The sequence below is a fragment of the Streptomyces sp. NRRL S-350 genome, from assembly GCF_000719705.1.
In the GTDB taxonomy this organism is placed as follows: Bacteria; Actinomycetota; Actinomycetes; order Streptomycetales; family Streptomycetaceae; genus Kitasatospora.
The window spans coordinates 103,949-118,941 of record NZ_JOHO01000001.1 but is presented as its reverse complement, the minus strand read 5'-3'; the positions used below and the strand labels follow the sequence as shown (position 1 = coordinate 118,941).

Here is a 14,993-nt window from a genome sequence, read left to right as displayed (position 1 = left end):
CTGCTGCGCTCTCACCGCTGCCGGACCCCGCAGGCCCCGCGACCGTGCGGGGTCCGGCAGCACCGATACTCCTGGAGACAGCCATGCCCAACCTCCCGAGCCTGCTCGCCGTGGCCGGCCACCCGGACGACGAAGTGCTCGCTTTCGGCGGCGTCCTCGCCCAGCACGCCGCGGCGGGAGCGCGCACCGCCGTGGTCACCGCCACCTGGGCCCCCGGCACCCACCGCGCGGCCGAGCTGGCCGACGCCACCCGGATCCTCGGGGCAGGAGAGCCAAGGTTGCTCGGGTACGCCGACCACCGCGTCCCGGAGTCCTCCACCGAGCCGCGGCTGTGCGATGCGCCGCTGGAGCGCGTCGTGGAGGACGTCGTACGGCAGATCCGCGAGTTCCGGCCCGAGATCGTGCTCACCCACGACGCTTACGGAGGACTCACCGGCCACCCGGACCACCGCCTCACCCACCGGGCCGTCGTGCTCGCCGCGACCGCGGCCGGGCTCGAGCACCTCTACCCGGACGCCGGAGCCCCCTGGCGGCCTTCGGCGCTCCACCTGGCGACCCACCCGCACTCGGCCGTCGCCGACCTCGGCCCGCTCCTCGCGCGGGTCGACAAGGCGGTGCTCAGCGTCCCCGACGAGAGCATTGACCTGGTCGCGGACGTACACCCGTGGCTGGACACGAAGTGGGCCGCGATCTGCGCCCACCGAAGCCAGGTCGACCGGGAACGGCCGCTGCCCGGCCTGCTCGCCCGCCTCCCCGCCGACGTCCGGGGCCGGATCATCGGCCGCGAGTACTTCACGCGCATCGACCTGCGGCCGGCGCCGGCCCGCCCGGGCGAGCAGCCGCGCTGACCGTCACCCGCGCCACGCCCACTCGCCCGGCCTCACCCCCAGCAGGAGCAGCATCATGATGCGCCCGCCCGCAGCCCACGGCTTCACTGCCGTCGACCAGCAGCCCCGACCCGCCCAGTTCGTCCAGGTCCTCGACACGCTGGACGACCACCCGCTCTACGTGGCCTACAAGGCCCGCTTACGCGAACTGCTCCACGCCCGGCCCGGGGACCGGTTCCTCGACATCGGGGCGGGGACGGGCGCCGGCGCCCAGGCCATGGCCCTCGAATGCGGCAGCGCCGTCGCGGCGATCGACCGCTCGACCACGATGGCCGACCAGGCACGCGCCCGCGGCCTGGCGCACGTCGCGGTCGCCGACGCCCACCATCTGCCCTTCCGTGACGCTTCGTTCGACGGAGCCTGGGCCGACCGCGTCCTGCAGCACGTCGCCGACCCGGAGCAGGTCCTCACGGAGATGCGGAGAGTGATCCGCCCCGGCGGGCGGATCGGGCTCGCCGACCCCGACTACGACACGCAGGTCCTCGACATCGCCGACCAGGACCTTGCCCGCCGCGTCCTGCGGTTCCGGGCCGACGTCCAGCTGCGCCACGGCACCCTCGCCCACCGGCACGCCGGCCTCCTCAGCCGCCACGGCTTGCTCGACGTCGTCACCGAGGCCAGAACGCTGGTCGTGCGCGATCCGCGCGAGGCCGACAACTGCCTGGGGCTGCGGACCTGGGCCCGCACGGCGGCCGACCACGGACGCCTCACCCGTACCGAAGCCGAGCGGTTCACCGGCCAGTTCGACGAGGCCGTCCGCAGCGGCCGGTTCACCTATGCGGTGACTTTCTTCCTTACCGCCGCCACGGTCGCACCCACCAGCAGCTCATGACACCGCGTGAGGAGAAACATCCCGCCGCCGACGGCCCCGAGAGGGGGGAGCTGCACCACAGCAACGCAGGCGGTGCTGGAGACCACCCCCGTGCCCGGCGACAGCGGAGCCCCCCGGGGGGCCTCTGCTCGACCACCCGCCGGCTGCTACCCGCAACCGGCTTCGCCGAACAGACCGCCGCCGGCGCCGCGCCGCCAGACCCGCATATCCATCAGGCACCGAAACGCACGTACGTGCGGGCATCAATCATGGAGAGGACCCACATGCACTCGCATTGGACCGTCACAGAGAGCGCCGAGACACCGAAGGCCGAAGGCTGCAGTGAGGACCGGCTCGTGGTGCGCCACGACCGTGACGAGTTGGCACTGCTCGCGGTGCTCGACGGAGCGACGGACAAGAGCGGCCGCGACTACGGCGGGCGCACCGGCGGGGCGCTGGCCGCCGATACCGCCGTGCACACCCTCACCGGCATACCCGTCACCACCGAGCCGGGCGATCTCGTCACCGCCCTCACCACCGGCCTCGCCGACATGCGCACCACCTGGGGCATCGCCCCCGACGACGTGCTCGCCCCCAGCGCCGTCGCCGCCGTCTTCTTGCCCGCCCAACGGTGCATCGTCCGCGTCGGCGACGTCCACCTGGCCCTTCGGACCGGCGACACCTGGGAGCACCGGCCCGCGCAGAAGGCTATCGACACCATCACCGCCAGCGCCCGCGCCGCCTACCTGACCATGCTGCGCCTGGCCGGCGTTCCCGTGGACCAGCTCTCCACCGACGACGCCGGCCGCAAGGTGATCCTGCCGCTGTTGGAACAGCAGAACATCCTCGCCAACCGGGACGACCACCCGCTCGCCTTCGGAGTCCTGGACGGCCGGCCGGTTCCCACCCGGCACATCGAGGTCATCGAGATCGGCCCCGGCGTCACCGAGATCGTCATCGCCTCCGACGGCTACCTCAGCGCCGCCGCCACCCTCCCCGAGGCTGAGGAACAGCTCCGTACCTCGCTCGCCGAAGACCCCCTGCGTATCGGTCGCTTCCCCGCCACGAAGGGGGTGGCCCCCGGAGCCGCGGGCTTCGACGACCGCACCTACGCCCGGCTCGTCACTCCCTGAACCGGCAGCGAGCGCCGGAGCGGCGCGCCGCCACCTCACTCCAGCGCCGGGTTGCGGGTGGCGGCGGCCGGGACGCTCGCACCGATCACCGGGCAGCTTGAGCTGCCCCACCGGCGGCCGGTGAACGGCCACTGCGACTTCGTCCGCCCAGCCCTGGGCACACCACACAAGATCGGGAGAACACATGTCAGCCATATCGGCCGACCAGGCCATCCGGAAGCTCGGCTGGAACGTCCAGCACGGCGTTCACCGCGACGAGGCGATCGCCTTCATCCGCGGACTCGACCCGCTGCCGGAGGTGTTCCTCCTGCAGGAGGCCCAGCCCGGCGACCCGCAGGCCGGAGTCCTGTCGGACGCTCAGGTCATGGCCGAAGCGCTCGGCATGGACGCCTTCGAGGGCGTCGTCACCCAGCACCTTCGGCGCCCCAAGCACAACGTGATCTTCTTGCGGCGGGACGGCCTGTTCGTCCACGAGGGCACGTTCCAGCACCCGGGCGCACCGCACCAGGCTCCGGCCAACATCGCGGTCCGGCTCAGGCTCCCGGACGGGTCGCTGTCACGCCGGCGGCTGCTGCTGCTGTCCGGCCACGCCTGCTACTACTCGGCGGCGCTCCGCAAGATCGAGGCGGACTTCGTCCTATCCGTCTTCAAGGACGGTGAGCTCGGGTACGCGGAGTACGACACCAACTCCTACCGAGCTGGCCGGCATCCCCACGACCTCGAGAACGTGCAAGACGCGCCGTTTGCTACCAATCGCTCCTACCTGACCGATGACGGCCGGTTCATCCCGGACGACCGCTTCGACCGGACCCTCATCCACGGCGGACTGGTCGATGTCGCCCTGTGGGCCGCGGACCGGCTCGGCCAGGCTGGTGCCGACGGCCCGACGGCGGGCTGGGGGCCGGACAAGCGACGCCAGCGGGTGCTGCGGGAAGGGCACGAGGACGGCGATCCGGCCGCAGCGATCGACCGCGGCTACTGCGTCGCCGAGATGGCCCCCGCCCTGCTGGCCGCCGGGCCTATCGACACGCCAGCTGCCCGTGCCTGCTCGGACCACCTGCCCGTCGACTCGCTGTGGTCGTACGCCGGCCTGGCCGAGGTCATGAACCGTGACGTCGAAGTCATCCGGCACTGACCCACCGCATCGACTGAACCCCCGCCCCACCAGAGGAGTTTGAACGTGTCTCGCACCAAACGCATCGCCAACCTCAACGCCTACAAGCTCTCGCCGAGCCTCGTCGGAACCGCCTCCTGGAAGGCCCGCGTCACCGCCATCCAGGAGATCGCCCCGGACATCCTCGGGCTCCAGGAAGTCATCGTGGACGAGACCCTGCCCGCCCCCCAATGGGCGGCGCAGGCCTCGGCGGTCATCGAGCAGCTCGCCGCCGAATGCGGACTCAGCGCCACCACGGTGCGCGCCGACGGCACCCCGGGTCCCACCGCGATGGCCAACAACGCCAACCGCGGCTGGTACACGGCGCTGCTGTGGAACCCGGCTGCGGCGCGCCCGGTGCCGGGCACGTTCCGGCCCTACGGCGCGCCGGACTTCTGGCACGGGTTCACCACCATGGCGTTCGACGTCGGCGCGGTGGAGCCGGTCACCGTCGGCTCTTACCACGGTGACCCCTTCCGCGGAGACTGGCGCGCCGCCGAATCCCTCCGCCTCAAGTCGGCGTTCCGCACCACCGGCGGCGCGAAGCCCGGATTCGGCATCGGCGACTTCAACGGCCTGTCCGCCGCCACGATCACCGGCCCGGACGGCGAACCGCGCTACTACGACGCGGAGCCCTACATCGAGCAGGACCACGACGACCTCGAATACCAGCTGCTGCCGGGCACGATCGGCGGCGAGCAGCTGGCGGACCGGCGCCAGAGCGAGGCCCTGCTGCGACGCGGCTTCATGGTGGACGCCGCCGCACACCTGGGGGCGCCGTGGCAGCCGACCGTCGGGCACTGGGAGGACGGCCGGGGCGACCCCGACCCGTGGGGCCCGCGCCGTATCGACCTCATCCTCGCCACGCGGCCGGTGGCCCCGGCGCTCGTCAGCTACCGCACCCACCGGAGCCCGGCCGCCGAGGAGGCGTCCGACCACCTGCCCGTGGTCTGCGAATTCGACCCCGCCATGATCTCGAAGGAGCGGTGATGCGGAAATTCATGGGCCCCAAGCGGCTGTGGGGCAGCGAAGGCGGGCCGGACGAGGACTGGGTCAAGCCGCATGTGCTGTGGCTGCCCCAGGACGACCCGCACGTCATCGAGTACTTCGGGCGTCTGCGGGAGGTCGTCGCCCGGTTCCCGGACGTGATCACGCCGATCGCGGACGAGGACCTGCACATGACGATCCAGTCGGTCCGTCAGGTCAACACCGCCGGTGTCCGCGTGGACGACGAGCAACTCGCGGCGGCCGCCGAGGAGGTGCAGAGTCGGCTGGACGACGTGGACCCCTTCGAGATCCAGATCGGGCCGGCCAGGGCCTCGGGCTCCGCGGGCATCGTGGAGATCTGGCCCGAGGACGGACTGGCTGACCTCAACCGCCGCGTGCGTGAGGGCCTGCTCGCCGCCGGGATGGTCCTGCCGCCGGCCGAGGAGCACTTCTGGTGCCACATGTCGTGCGGCTACGGCGTCCAGGACAGCGATACGCCCCAGCTGGCGGCGATGTCCGATCAGTTCGCTTCGGAGATCGGCAAGAGCATCCGTCCCGGCGTCCGCGCCTCGGCCACCGTGTCGGACCTGTGGCTGGTGTGGGAGCGGCAGGAGCCCGACCGCAACACCTACTCCTTCGAGCGCCGGCACCGCCTCCGCCTGCGCGGATAGCATGCGTGCGCCGCCGCCCTCACCTCCCCCGGGTGAGCGCGGCGGCGTGGCAGCCGCACCCTCCTGGCCGCTGGCTGATCAGTGGGCGGGACCCGGCGGTGTGATGTGACCGACCAGCTCGTACCACTGCTCGATCGTGACGACGAGTGTCTCCTCGCGGCGCGAGGACATGCGCAGGAAGACCTCTTCGCCACCGGGCATCAGAGCGAATTCGACGTGGTCCTGGTCCCGCGTCCCGACCGGGTAGTACCAATCGAGGCCGCCGTCATCCTTCACCGTCGCGACGGTGCGAACTTGCACAGCCGCCGCCAACGCGTCCAAGGCGGCCTTCGGGATTCGCAGCTCCGCCTTCCGGGGCTCGGGTATCTCCGTCACGATGAGAGCTTCCTTTCCGAGTATTTCCGACGCGTCAGTGCCGAAGCTATCTGGGGTGCTCAGAAGCCGTGAGGCACATGAGAATTGACCCTCCAGCGGGATGTGCCTGGCCGATATCTGGGGGCTTGTGTGGCACGTACGGCACATGGGTCAGGTGCCGTCGTCGGGCGTCTGCCGATGTCGGAGGTGGGATTCGAGGGCTTCCTGGACGCCGAGGAGCATGCTCCGGTCGTGCTGCTCGGCGCGGGCCAAGACGTTCCACTGATGCACGTCGCGCACCTGTTGCTCGATCGCGGCGTCCAGGCGAGTTCGCAGCGTTCCCGGGCTCAGGGCCTCGACCTCGACCGCCTCGTACGGATCCAGCCCTTCGTGCAGGCACTCCTCCCGGAACCTCTTGAAGTTGCTGTCCGCGGTGTTCGCCTCGTGCGACACCAGGCGCCCGCCGCGGACGTCGCCGGCCGTCACCGCGATCTGCCGGAAGTCCAGGTCGATCCCGTTGTTCCCGTACCGCTCGATCCGCTCCACGACGGAACGAGGCACCGCGCGTCCGCTCGGATCCCAGTCGCCGGCGTACAGGACAGTCAGCGGCTTCCCGTGCGCCTGATTCTGCCGGACGGCCTCCCAGACGAAGGTCTTCGACGACTGCCCCCGGCACGAGTACAAGCCCACGCCCCACTTCGTGGTCACCGGCAGCAGCACGCCGGAGACCGAGTCCGACTCGCACCAGACCTCAACGCGGCGGGGCTGGGAGGCCCAGAGGTTGCGCCGGTAGGTCGCGGTGGTGCGCTCCAGGGCGTCCAGCATCGAGTCGTACTGCATCTCCTGCCGGACCAGTCGGGTTCCGTCGGTGATCCACTCCCACGGCAGCAGGCCGTGCTCGCGCATGTACCCGAGCTCGCGGACCGGCACCGAGTAGTTCCGGCGCGACTTCCCAGTGTCCTTCTCCCACAGCAGGCCCAGCCCGAGGTAGTAGACGTGCCGAACAGTGCAGGGCTGCGCGTCGCGGACGAGCGCGTACAGCTCGGCCCGCAGAGCCTCCATCTGTACCTTCGTCCGTCGGGGACGTTTTACTGGGCTAGCGCCGTAAGTCACGAGTCCAGTCAACACGTCCAGCCCGGCCTTGGTGGCGTGCCTCATGTGGCTCACTGCTCAACTAGGCCCTGAGCTGCCGAAATGCGCTGGACCCCCAGATAATGAACGCGCCGTGTCCCCCCGCGCCTCGGCACCGGCTCAGCCCGCTGCCGGTGTACCGGTCAGGAGCCAGAGCGTCATCTCCGAGAGCACGTTCGGCTCCGGCGGCCACGGCGCGGGCAGCTTGCGTCCGGTCAGCGCGCCTGCGTCCCTCAGGTCAGCTCCGGGCGCGCAGATGGCGGCGAGCAGCCCGGTGAACAGGCCGAGCGCGTAGGCGTGTTCAGCGTAGAGGGCTTCTTCGGTGGGATGGGGTTCCGTGCCGTTCTGGACCGCGGCGTAGTCGTAGTACGCCTGCGTGGCCTTCACCGCGTCGAGGAGGGTGTCTCCGGTGAGGAACACGGTGAGCTTGGTGATGTCCTCGAGCATGCCGGTCGGCTGGCCGTAGTTGGAGATGATCACGAGTTCGGCATCCGCGACATCACGGTCGCCGACTTCGTCGAGGTAGGCCAGCAGAAGGTGAATGGTGCCGCTGTCGTCGATGATCAGACCGAGCCCCGGAGCGGGCATCGTCTCGGTCAGGTCGGCGGGGACGCGGTCGCTGGCTGTGGCCTGCAACGAGAGCGTGGTGAGGGCGCTGTGGCGGCCACCGCTGCGCCAGGCACCGAGGGCGGCGATCCGGGGCCCGTCCCACGAGGCCTGGTCGACCGGCGCGTCGTACATCCTCATGAGCCACCCGGATACGCGGACACTCGGCATCCAGCACCACGGCTGCCACTGCGAGCTGCTCTGGGCGCGGAGCTCTTCCAGGGCCTCGAAGATTCCGGGGTAGCGCTGGGTGACCTGCATCTCCAGGCGGTGCCAGTGGTCGGCCGCTTCCCGGTAGATGTGGGCGTAGCGCCGGTGGCCGGCATCGAGCTGGTGGTCGAGGGCAGTGTCGAACACTCCGTGGTCGGCCTTCTTCGGGGTGGCAGCCAGCTCCGGCGCAGGTTCGAAGACGCCGCCCTCGTTCACCTCATTCGCCTTCTGCGCGGCGCGCTTGGTGATACCCCGGCGTGCGGTGTCGGTATCGCTGGTCGTGGCGACCTGGACGCCGCGCTTCTTCGCCTTCTGCTCCTTCAGCGCCTGTGTGAAGGTGGCCTGCGGGCGTTCCTCTCGGAGCGTGGTGCTGTCCGCGGTGAGGGCGTACCAGGCGGCTACCACGCTGCGCAGCGGGACCGCCGAGTAGTTCAGGTCGGATGGCAGGTGTTCCAGGTGCAGGCGGGTGTCGAAGAGCGGGAGGAAGGACAGGTGGAGGTCGAAGTCGGGGACGATCGGGATCAGCCGGCCGCGGGCGGCGGCGTCCCTTTCCTGCTCGTCGTCTCGCATCGGTGCCCACCAGGTCAGATGTACCCCCGGGGAGAAGCCGTCCATAGGTGGCCCCCAGGTGACCGCGACCACCGGAGTCCCTGAGGGGAGATGCGCGAGCGGCTCGTCGGCGGAGAAGACGAGCATGCCCGACGGCGCGGGCAGCACGTCCGGGGTGAAGGGGAGCGGGATCGACCGGTCCCGTCCGATCTCGCGGGCCGCCCGCACGGTGTCGGGGGCCATCGCGAACGTTGTGCCGTCCGCGAGCCGCTTCGCCTCTGCGGCAAGCAGCCCCTCGATCTGACGGGGGCGGGGCAGGGCGGACCACGCGGCGGGCATCACGAACGTGTGTCCGTGGTCGGCGAGCATGCCGTAGAACTCGTGGCTCACCGGGGCGCGGAGGAAGGTGAGGGTCTTGGAGCGCAGACCAGCGGCCAGGTCAGCAAGGGGATGCGGCATGGTGCAACCCTAGGGCGCGCCTTCGCGTCCGTGGTAGCCGTCACTTCGGCCCTTGGTCACGTTGACCAATATGTCCGACGACGCGGGCGCGGGGGCGCACGGTCCTGGCCCGTTCGTCACCGATTCATGAAGTTCCCGGCGCCACGGTGAACTGCTCGCTACCGTGGGAGAGTCCGCGGTTCGGGATCACGATTGCCGCTCCGCGAGCGCCCGTCCCCCGGCCGGGGTGAGACGGTACGGGCCGCCGGAGTCCACGCCGCTCTTGCCGTCGCGGACCCGAGGCTCGTGCCAGTTCCAGAGGCGGGATCGCGATGGCCCGCTCTCCTCGACCCGACACTGGGGGCGCTCGTGCACTACAACCTCGCCGACGTGTTCACCGACACCGCGCTCGGGGGCAACCAGCTCGCCGTGTTCACCGACACCGTGGCGGTCGGACCGGCCCTGATGCAGGCCATCGCCCTGGAGATGAACCTCTCCGAGACCGTCTTTCTGCGCCCCGCCGAGGCAGGCGGCGACGTCCGGGCGAAGCTGTACTCCACCGTGACCGAGGTGGACTTCGCCGGCCACCCGCTGCTCGGCACGGCCGCCGTCCTGGCCCAGCACCAGGGCGCCGAGGAGACCACGCTGCGCATCGAGACGAACGTCGGTGTCGTGCCGGTCACCACCCGCCGCCTGGGCAGGGACCGGTACACCGCATGGATGCGCCAGCCCCTCCCGAAAGTCTCACCCGTCCCACAGGAACAGGCCGCCGAGCTGCTCGCCGTGCTCGGCCTCCAGCAGAGCCTGCTGCCCGTCACCCTGTACGACGCGGGGATCCCGCACCTGTACGTGATGGCCGACTCCCCCGAGGCCGTGCGCGCGGTCGTCCCCGACTTCCCTGCTCTGGGCCGCGCTGCCGGCCCGGGCCGGGCCCGCATCAACGTCTTCGCTCTCACCGGCCCGGGCACCGTGGTCACCCGCATGTTCTCCCCCTACGACCGCGTTCCCGAAGATCCCGCGTGCGGGTCGGCGGCCGGCCCGCTCGCCGCGCACCTCGTACGGCACGGGCTTCTGGCCTCCGGCGTCCAGCTCACACTCAGCCAGGGCGAGTCCGTGAACCGGCCATCCACCTTGTACGCCCAGGTGGTGGCCGACCACAATGACGTCCAGTCGATCGACGTCGGCGGTGGAGTCTGTCTCATCGGCTCCGGTCGCCTGTGGCTTCCCGGCACCGGCGGTACCGCCGCGAAGCCAGGCGATCGCACCGGAACTGCGTAACGAGGGGGAGCACGACGTGGGCAAGGGCAAGCGGCTGCGGGCGCAGCGTGTGAAGGATCAGGCGGCGGGGCGGGGACGGGAGCTGGCTCCGGAGCCGTCCGGGCCGGTGTCGATGGACGACATGGGCGGCGGACGGCTGTCCTCGTACACGCGCCGGGAGATCGGCAAGCAGGTGCACGCGTGGATGATCCTTCTGTCGTATCTGGAGGGCGCGTTGGACGGCGCGGACGGCCTGCCAGAGGACCTGTTCGCCCCGCAGAAGCCGGGCGAGAGCGACGAGGACCACGCGGCGCGGATCGAGGCCGATCGCCTTCTGGCGCAGACTCAGGCCATGGCCGGCAGCCCAGCGGAGCAGGTGGCCGAAGTGCTCTCCAGCTGGGTGCCGCGCTCGCAGGTTGCCGGTGTCGTCGACCACCTCGCCGCCGAAGGCCTGCGGCACCTGGACACCGTGACCCTGGACCCCGCCGTGTGGCAGTCCGGAGCCCGGCCCCTCCTCGGGATCCTGTGTCCGCCGAAGCACTGGGAGGCCGCGCTCGACCAGCTCGAAGCGCTCGCCGCCAGCCGCCTCAAGATCACCGATGTCATCGCCGAGCAGCTGACCGGCCAGCCGGTGGCCACCGTGCACGCGGCAGCCGCACTGGTCACCTGGCTGTACGGGCGTTCGGACATCATCGCCGACCCGCAAGCGGCCCGCCTTGAACTCGCTGAGCGAGCCGGTAAGTTCGGAGAGTTCGTCTTCTAGGTCCGCGGACCGCCCCGACCAGCAGGAGCCAGCCCATGCACCCTCGCTCACCGGCACCCGATCCGTGGGGCGAGGCCGTACGGCGCGCGAGCGACGCCACCGCGGCCGACCGGCCCGGAGGGATGGACGAGCAGTGCTGGGACGACGTGGCGATGCGCGGCATCGTCGCCACGGTCCTCTACGCCCTGCACCTGCGCGAGCGCCGGCCGGTCGACGCGATCGGCTGGCCGGCGGTGCTGTGGCAACTGCACGACGACCTACGGGTGACCGAACTGGTCACCACCGTCCTGCCCCGCGCCGGCCACGACCTGTCCCGCACCGCGACGCCCGGCGACCCGGTGACCGAGTGCTGGCGGTGGCTGACCCGGACCTGGGACCCCAGCGCCCCGGTGAAGTCCGCCTTCCTCCAGCCCGCCCTCTCGCACGGCGCCCGAGACGGCTGGGTACCGGACGCACCGGAGCCCCGGTGGGGCGGCATGAGCCGGGGCATCGCCAGCGGCCTGCCCGACCCTGCCCTGGAGGTCTGCATCCACTGGGCGGCGGGCGTCGTCCAAGGGCAGATCATCACCGCGACCCAGGGCCACCACACCCACGACCGGGTCAAGGTCACCGCCGGGGCCCTCGCCGGGCACCGCGGGTACGTACGGAACGCCGGCTGGTACTTCGATGACACGAGCGAGACGGTCGACGGGCCGGCCGGGTACGTGGTCGACCTCGACGACGTCGAAGGAACCGAGGACATCGACGCCGACCAGGTGGAGGCATGCGCAGACCTGCGCTGGCCGCGCCGTCTCGAAGGAACCCTCAAGGACGGCCCTCCCCCGGGGTGGACCGATCCTCTCCCGCCGGCCAAGACCTGCGCCGAGGACCTCCAGGAACTCCTCGACCGGGCCAGCAACCCCGAGGTCGTGCCGGACCACCTGCGCCGCGCCGTCGCCGGCGCCCACCGCCATCACCATCTCGAGTTGGACTGGCAGGCCAGACCCGCCCCGCAACGGTTCACCTGGCGGGTATTGCTGCACTGGTACCAGTTGACCGAGCACTACGCGGACGACCAGCGCGCCGACCTGTATGAGGTCGTCCTCACCCGGCGTCTCCACGATGCCGACCCGACCCACCACCTCGCGCTCAGCGAGGACGACCTGCCCGGCCTGATCGCGCGGTGCACCACCGGAGCTTGAACCCGACAACTCCCCCGTCGCATGTCCGTGCGCTACGTTGGGCGCGGCGCAGGACATGCACGCGCCGAGACCGCCGTGCGCCGCGCCCACGCCGCACCGCCCGGCACAGGGTCGAAGGCTCGCCGGATACGGTCCGGCACCCGGACCGGTGTCCGGCGAGGGCCCATGATGCTTCGCTCTGACCACACGCGGACTTCAGGGCGGGACGGCGTGGGCACCCCGCCCGTTGGAGCCGGTCATGACCAAGCGCGGGAGCAACGACCGCAAGGCCAAAGCACGCCGCATCGCCAAGGAACGCGACATCCATGTCACCGAGGCGCACGGCCTCCTGCTCCAGGCGAAGAACCGAAACAACCCCCCGCTGTCAGATGCACCGGTCGGGGAATCTGGCGCAGTAGGCGAAGCACACGAGCTGCGGATCCACCGCACTGCCGCTGACGGCACCGAAGAAGTCCTCGACGGCGATGCCGCCGCCCACGCCGTGTGGTGGGACAGCAGCGGCACCTTGACGGCCGGATGCCGGTGCGGGTGGGTCAACCCCCACACCGGGCCGCGATTTCCGGACCTGCCCGCGCCCTACGGCACAGAGCCCAACGAGCAGAAGCACTGGCGGTGGTACCAGCTGGTGGCTTGGGCGCAGCATGCCAGTGATGCCGAAGGGGAGCCGTCGTCGGCCGAGTTCATCCAGGACCCGAGTGTCTCGGTCAACGACGTGACCATTCAGGTGATCTTCGACCTGCGGCTGCTCCTGCACCACGCTCAGGACGATCGCGAGGCCGTGACCGGCACTTACGAGGCGGTGGAAACCCTGTTGCGGACCGCGCGGATTCGCGCCGCCCACGAGCGGGCGCAGGGCCATGGCGAGCAGCAGTCGGACGCTGGACAGCTGGATCAGGACGAGTCCCCGATGTCCGGGGAGATCCCGGCGAGCCTCGACGTCCTCCTCCGCCGCACCGATTCAGGGCGGAGCGGCGGATACTGGGAGTTGCTCGCGGTCGAGTTCGCTGCTGCGGAACTGCGCCGCTTGGTGCTGCACGAACGCCAGTAGCCACCGTTGCTGATGCTCCGGCGTGCCGGATGTTCAGGCCGCGCCGGGCAGGAGGCGATCAGAGAGGTCCCGTCCGGTGACGGCCGCAAGGTGCGGCTCCAGGGCTGCCAGCCGTTCGGCCAGCGCATCGGTGCGGTGCCGTGCTGTGCTGTAGCGGTTCCAGGCCCGCACGCGGGCCGGATCGGGGAATTCGCGGTCCAGTGCGAGGACGGTCTCGCTGGCGTCCGGCGGCGCCTGCTCGGCGCAGTAGGTTGCCCAGCTCTCGTGGAGCAGGCACACGTCCACACAGGCGCGGTTCGCCTCGAAGATCAGAACGGTCAGCGGGTGGTTCGGGCCCAAGACGTTCAGCAGCCCGGAGAGGGCTTCCTCGATGTGGATGCTGTGCTCGACGGTCGCGCCAACGACGCTGTCCGGCTCGGCGGAGCCCGCGCTGCAGGTGGTGCGGGTGGCGAGCGTCAGGTGGACCCGCCATGCGGCGGCGCGGACCTGCTCCTCGTACATCCTCGTCCTGCGCCGCTTCATGGTCCACCGCATCCGCGGGCCCCTCCCCTTCGCTGCCTCGTTGATCGCCACGGCCACTGTGCCAGCCTGGTCGGTGGCGTACCAGGGGACCGACGGATTTCGGCCGGGTGTCCGCGACGGACCTGGCAGACTTCCACGCCATGCGGAAGAACCTCATTTGGGCCGCCGTAGGAACTACGGCCGTTGTCGCGGCCGTGTTGTTCTGGACGGTCGGCCCGGTGAAGGCCGGCCTGGCCCTCGGCGGCCTGGCCACGGCCACGTTGGCCACGGCGAACATCCGGCACGCCCGGCGGCGGGACGCCGCCGGGCCGGACGGCGCCGCAGCTCCACCGGACCGGTGGAGCCACCTCATATCCGGCCTGGCAGATGCGTCCACCCCGCCGCAGATCACCGCGTGCATGGAGCAGGCCCGCTTCGCCACCGTGTGGGATGCCGCCCGGACGTGGGCCGGGGGTCTGGTGCTGTGGCACGTCACCGCCTACCCGTCCGCGTGGACCGCGCGCGCCCACGACGCCGCCGCCTACGGAGCCTGGGCCGGCGACCTGATCGCCGCGGCGATCGTGGACAGCGCCCGCGAGGACGGCCTGGACACCGGCGACGGGAACGCCCTCCTTGGCCTGGGCCTGGACCGGCCGGCCTCCCGCCTCACCGACCTGCGCACCGCGCTGGCCGCGCTCACCCGGGACGCGGACACCCCGACGCGGTACATCGAGACCGCACAGCACCTCAGCGCCCTCGCCGCCGGGGACGCCGACCAGCAAGCCGCCGCGCTGTTCACCGCCGGGATCGCCCGCCAGGTCCTGGCCGCCCACGCCGACGAGGGCACCGTGCTCGGCGACCGCATCCCCGCCCTCGCCCAGTGGGAGGCCACCCGCACGATCTGGCACCACCGCCCCGCGCACGGCCCCTACCGCGGCGCCCGGCCCCTGGCCGACCAGAGCGAGCACGTCGACCTTCTCGCTGCCGCGCTCCTGCACCACCGGCAGGCCGGCTCCACCGGACCACCCCGGCAGGAGCGGGCCTACCGGCTGCACCGTGCCGCCCTCGACGACCGCGTCGCGCTGCTGTGGCCGGACCCACCCCCGGGTGAACTCGCGGCCCTCGCCGACCAGTCCGCAAGGCGCCTGCTGGAATGGGACCGCACCCAGCCCGACGCGTCGCGGGCGGACTGCCACCAGGCCCGCTGGTATGACCGCCCCCGCGAGTACGTCCGTCACGCCTACCGCCAGGACATGGCGGTGGACGCAGAAGCCTGAAGCAGCGGACGCCCTTCGGCGGACGCCAGCAGCTGG

16 protein-coding genes are annotated in these 14,993 nt (G+C 71.3%); 11 read left to right on the top strand and 5 right to left on the bottom strand.

All coding sequences use genetic code 11. The annotated features are described in order from the left end of the window. Nucleotides 1-83: 83 nt before the first annotated feature. The 3 genes from IF30_RS0100585 to IF30_RS43090 all read left to right on the top strand — a co-directional run bounded on the left by IF30_RS0100585 (nucleotide 84) and on the right by IF30_RS43090 (nucleotide 2,831). Nucleotides 84-848 (top strand): PIG-L deacetylase family protein, encoded by a 765-nt coding sequence (locus IF30_RS0100585; protein WP_030230315.1) that lies wholly within the window; start codon nucleotides 84-86, stop codon nucleotides 846-848. A 55-nt stretch (nucleotides 849-903) separates the two neighbouring features. Next, nucleotides 904-1,719 carry a methyltransferase domain-containing protein gene (locus IF30_RS0100580; RefSeq protein ID WP_037898568.1) on the top strand — a complete coding sequence of 272 codons (816 nt, stop codon included), beginning with the start codon at nucleotides 904-906 and terminating at the stop codon, nucleotides 1,717-1,719. Nucleotides 1,720-1,982: 263 nt separating this feature from the next. Continuing rightward, entirely contained in the window at nucleotides 1,983-2,831 is an 849-nt protein-coding gene (locus IF30_RS43090; protein ID WP_051708951.1) for a protein phosphatase 2C domain-containing protein, read from the top strand. 35 nt (nucleotides 2,832-2,866) lie between these two features. Here IF30_RS43090 and IF30_RS50105 read toward each other — a convergent pair whose 3' ends face one another. Beyond that, nucleotides 2,867-2,992, bottom strand: coding sequence for a hypothetical protein (locus IF30_RS50105; protein WP_267884489.1), 126 nt, complete (start codon nucleotides 2,990-2,992; stop codon nucleotides 2,867-2,869). Between the two features lie 23 nt (nucleotides 2,993-3,015). Between IF30_RS50105 and IF30_RS0100570 the strand changes: the two genes are divergently transcribed. The 3 genes from IF30_RS0100570 to IF30_RS0100560 are packed head-to-tail and all read left to right on the top strand — an operon-like array spanning nucleotide 3,016 to nucleotide 5,642. Next, nucleotides 3,016-3,966 carry a hypothetical protein gene (locus tag IF30_RS0100570; RefSeq protein ID WP_030230307.1) on the top strand — a complete coding sequence of 317 codons (951 nt, stop codon included), beginning with the start codon at nucleotides 3,016-3,018 and terminating at the stop codon, nucleotides 3,964-3,966. A gap of 45 nt (nucleotides 3,967-4,011) precedes the next feature. Further along, the gene (locus tag IF30_RS0100565) at nucleotides 4,012-4,974 is read left to right on the top strand and encodes an endonuclease (RefSeq protein WP_030230305.1); all 963 of its coding nucleotides are present in this window, start codon (nucleotides 4,012-4,014) and stop codon (nucleotides 4,972-4,974) included. Beyond that, nucleotides 4,974-5,642 (top strand): 2'-5' RNA ligase family protein, encoded by a 669-nt coding sequence (locus tag IF30_RS0100560; RefSeq protein WP_158834623.1) that lies wholly within the window; start codon nucleotides 4,974-4,976, stop codon nucleotides 5,640-5,642. Before IF30_RS0100565 ends, IF30_RS0100560 begins: the two co-directional genes overlap by 1 nt. Before the next feature lie 78 nt (nucleotides 5,643-5,720). Here IF30_RS0100560 and IF30_RS0100555 read toward each other — a convergent pair whose 3' ends face one another. From IF30_RS0100555 to IF30_RS0100545, 3 genes are all read right to left on the bottom strand, one after another. Further along, nucleotides 5,721-6,017 carry a hypothetical protein gene (locus IF30_RS0100555; protein WP_030230302.1) on the bottom strand — a complete coding sequence of 99 codons (297 nt, stop codon included), beginning with the start codon at nucleotides 6,015-6,017 and terminating at the stop codon, nucleotides 5,721-5,723. Between the two features lie 150 nt (nucleotides 6,018-6,167). Beyond that, nucleotides 6,168-7,058: a hypothetical protein gene (locus IF30_RS0100550; RefSeq protein ID WP_030230300.1), complete on the bottom strand. Its 891-nt coding sequence runs from the start codon at nucleotides 7,056-7,058 to the stop codon at nucleotides 6,168-6,170. A gap of 189 nt (nucleotides 7,059-7,247) precedes the next feature. Then, nucleotides 7,248-8,951: a hypothetical protein gene (locus IF30_RS0100545; RefSeq protein WP_030230297.1), complete on the bottom strand. Its 1,704-nt coding sequence runs from the start codon at nucleotides 8,949-8,951 to the stop codon at nucleotides 7,248-7,250. A gap of 348 nt (nucleotides 8,952-9,299) precedes the next feature. Here IF30_RS0100545 and IF30_RS0100540 point away from each other — a divergent pair, with 348 nt between their 5' ends. The 4 genes from IF30_RS0100540 (at nucleotide 9,300) to IF30_RS0100520 (ending at nucleotide 13,179) form a co-directional block, all read left to right on the top strand. After that, on the top strand, nucleotides 9,300-10,208 hold the full coding sequence (locus IF30_RS0100540; RefSeq protein WP_051708950.1) for a PhzF family phenazine biosynthesis protein: 909 nt from the start codon (nucleotides 9,300-9,302) through the stop codon (nucleotides 10,206-10,208). 16 nt (nucleotides 10,209-10,224) lie between these two features. Continuing rightward, entirely contained in the window at nucleotides 10,225-10,950 is a 726-nt protein-coding gene (locus tag IF30_RS0100535) for a hypothetical protein (RefSeq protein ID WP_030230291.1), read from the top strand. A gap of 35 nt (nucleotides 10,951-10,985) precedes the next feature. Then, nucleotides 10,986-12,131, top strand: a complete 1,146-nt coding sequence (locus IF30_RS0100530) for a hypothetical protein (RefSeq protein ID WP_158834620.1) — start codon at nucleotides 10,986-10,988, stop codon at nucleotides 12,129-12,131. Nucleotides 12,132-12,369: 238 nt separating this feature from the next. Continuing rightward, nucleotides 12,370-13,179, top strand: coding sequence for a hypothetical protein (locus tag IF30_RS0100520; protein WP_158834617.1), 810 nt, complete (start codon nucleotides 12,370-12,372; stop codon nucleotides 13,177-13,179). A 33-nt stretch (nucleotides 13,180-13,212) separates the two neighbouring features. On the opposite strand, the gene IF30_RS0100515 is transcribed toward IF30_RS0100520, so the two are convergent. Beyond that, a complete protein-coding gene (locus IF30_RS0100515) occupies nucleotides 13,213-13,713 on the bottom strand; it encodes a hypothetical protein (RefSeq protein WP_158834614.1) in 501 nt (166 codons plus the stop codon). 128 nt (nucleotides 13,714-13,841) lie between these two features. Between IF30_RS0100515 and IF30_RS0100510 the strand changes: the two genes are divergently transcribed. Next, nucleotides 13,842-14,957: a hypothetical protein gene (locus IF30_RS0100510; protein ID WP_158834611.1), complete on the top strand. Its 1,116-nt coding sequence runs from the start codon at nucleotides 13,842-13,844 to the stop codon at nucleotides 14,955-14,957. Nucleotides 14,958-14,993: the final 36 nt, after the last annotated feature.

What these genes read in the sequence shown, in the direction of transcription:
- IF30_RS0100515 (WP_158834614.1), bottom strand. Translation starts at nt 13,713, where the DNA reads ATGCGGTGGACCATGAAGCGGCGCAGGACGAGGATGTACGAGGAGCAG.
- IF30_RS0100560 (WP_158834623.1), top strand. Translation starts at nt 4,974, where the DNA reads ATGCGGAAATTCATGGGCCCCAAGCGGCTGTGGGGCAGCGAAGGCGGG.
- IF30_RS0100570 (WP_030230307.1), top strand. Translation starts at nt 3,016, where the DNA reads ATGTCAGCCATATCGGCCGACCAGGCCATCCGGAAGCTCGGCTGGAAC.
- IF30_RS0100520 (WP_158834617.1), top strand. Translation starts at nt 12,370, where the DNA reads ATGACCAAGCGCGGGAGCAACGACCGCAAGGCCAAAGCACGCCGCATC.
- IF30_RS0100585 (WP_030230315.1), top strand. Translation starts at nt 84, where the DNA reads ATGCCCAACCTCCCGAGCCTGCTCGCCGTGGCCGGCCACCCGGACGAC.
- IF30_RS0100530 (WP_158834620.1), top strand. Translation starts at nt 10,986, where the DNA reads ATGCACCCTCGCTCACCGGCACCCGATCCGTGGGGCGAGGCCGTACGG.
- IF30_RS0100510 (WP_158834611.1), top strand. Translation starts at nt 13,842, where the DNA reads ATGCGGAAGAACCTCATTTGGGCCGCCGTAGGAACTACGGCCGTTGTC.
- IF30_RS0100550 (WP_030230300.1), bottom strand. Translation starts at nt 7,058, where the DNA reads ATGGAGGCTCTGCGGGCCGAGCTGTACGCGCTCGTCCGCGACGCGCAG.
- IF30_RS0100580 (WP_037898568.1), top strand. Translation starts at nt 904, where the DNA reads ATGATGCGCCCGCCCGCAGCCCACGGCTTCACTGCCGTCGACCAGCAG.
- IF30_RS0100545 (WP_030230297.1), bottom strand. Translation starts at nt 8,951, where the DNA reads ATGCCGCATCCCCTTGCTGACCTGGCCGCTGGTCTGCGCTCCAAGACC.
- IF30_RS43090 (WP_051708951.1), top strand. Translation starts at nt 1,983, where the DNA reads ATGCACTCGCATTGGACCGTCACAGAGAGCGCCGAGACACCGAAGGCC.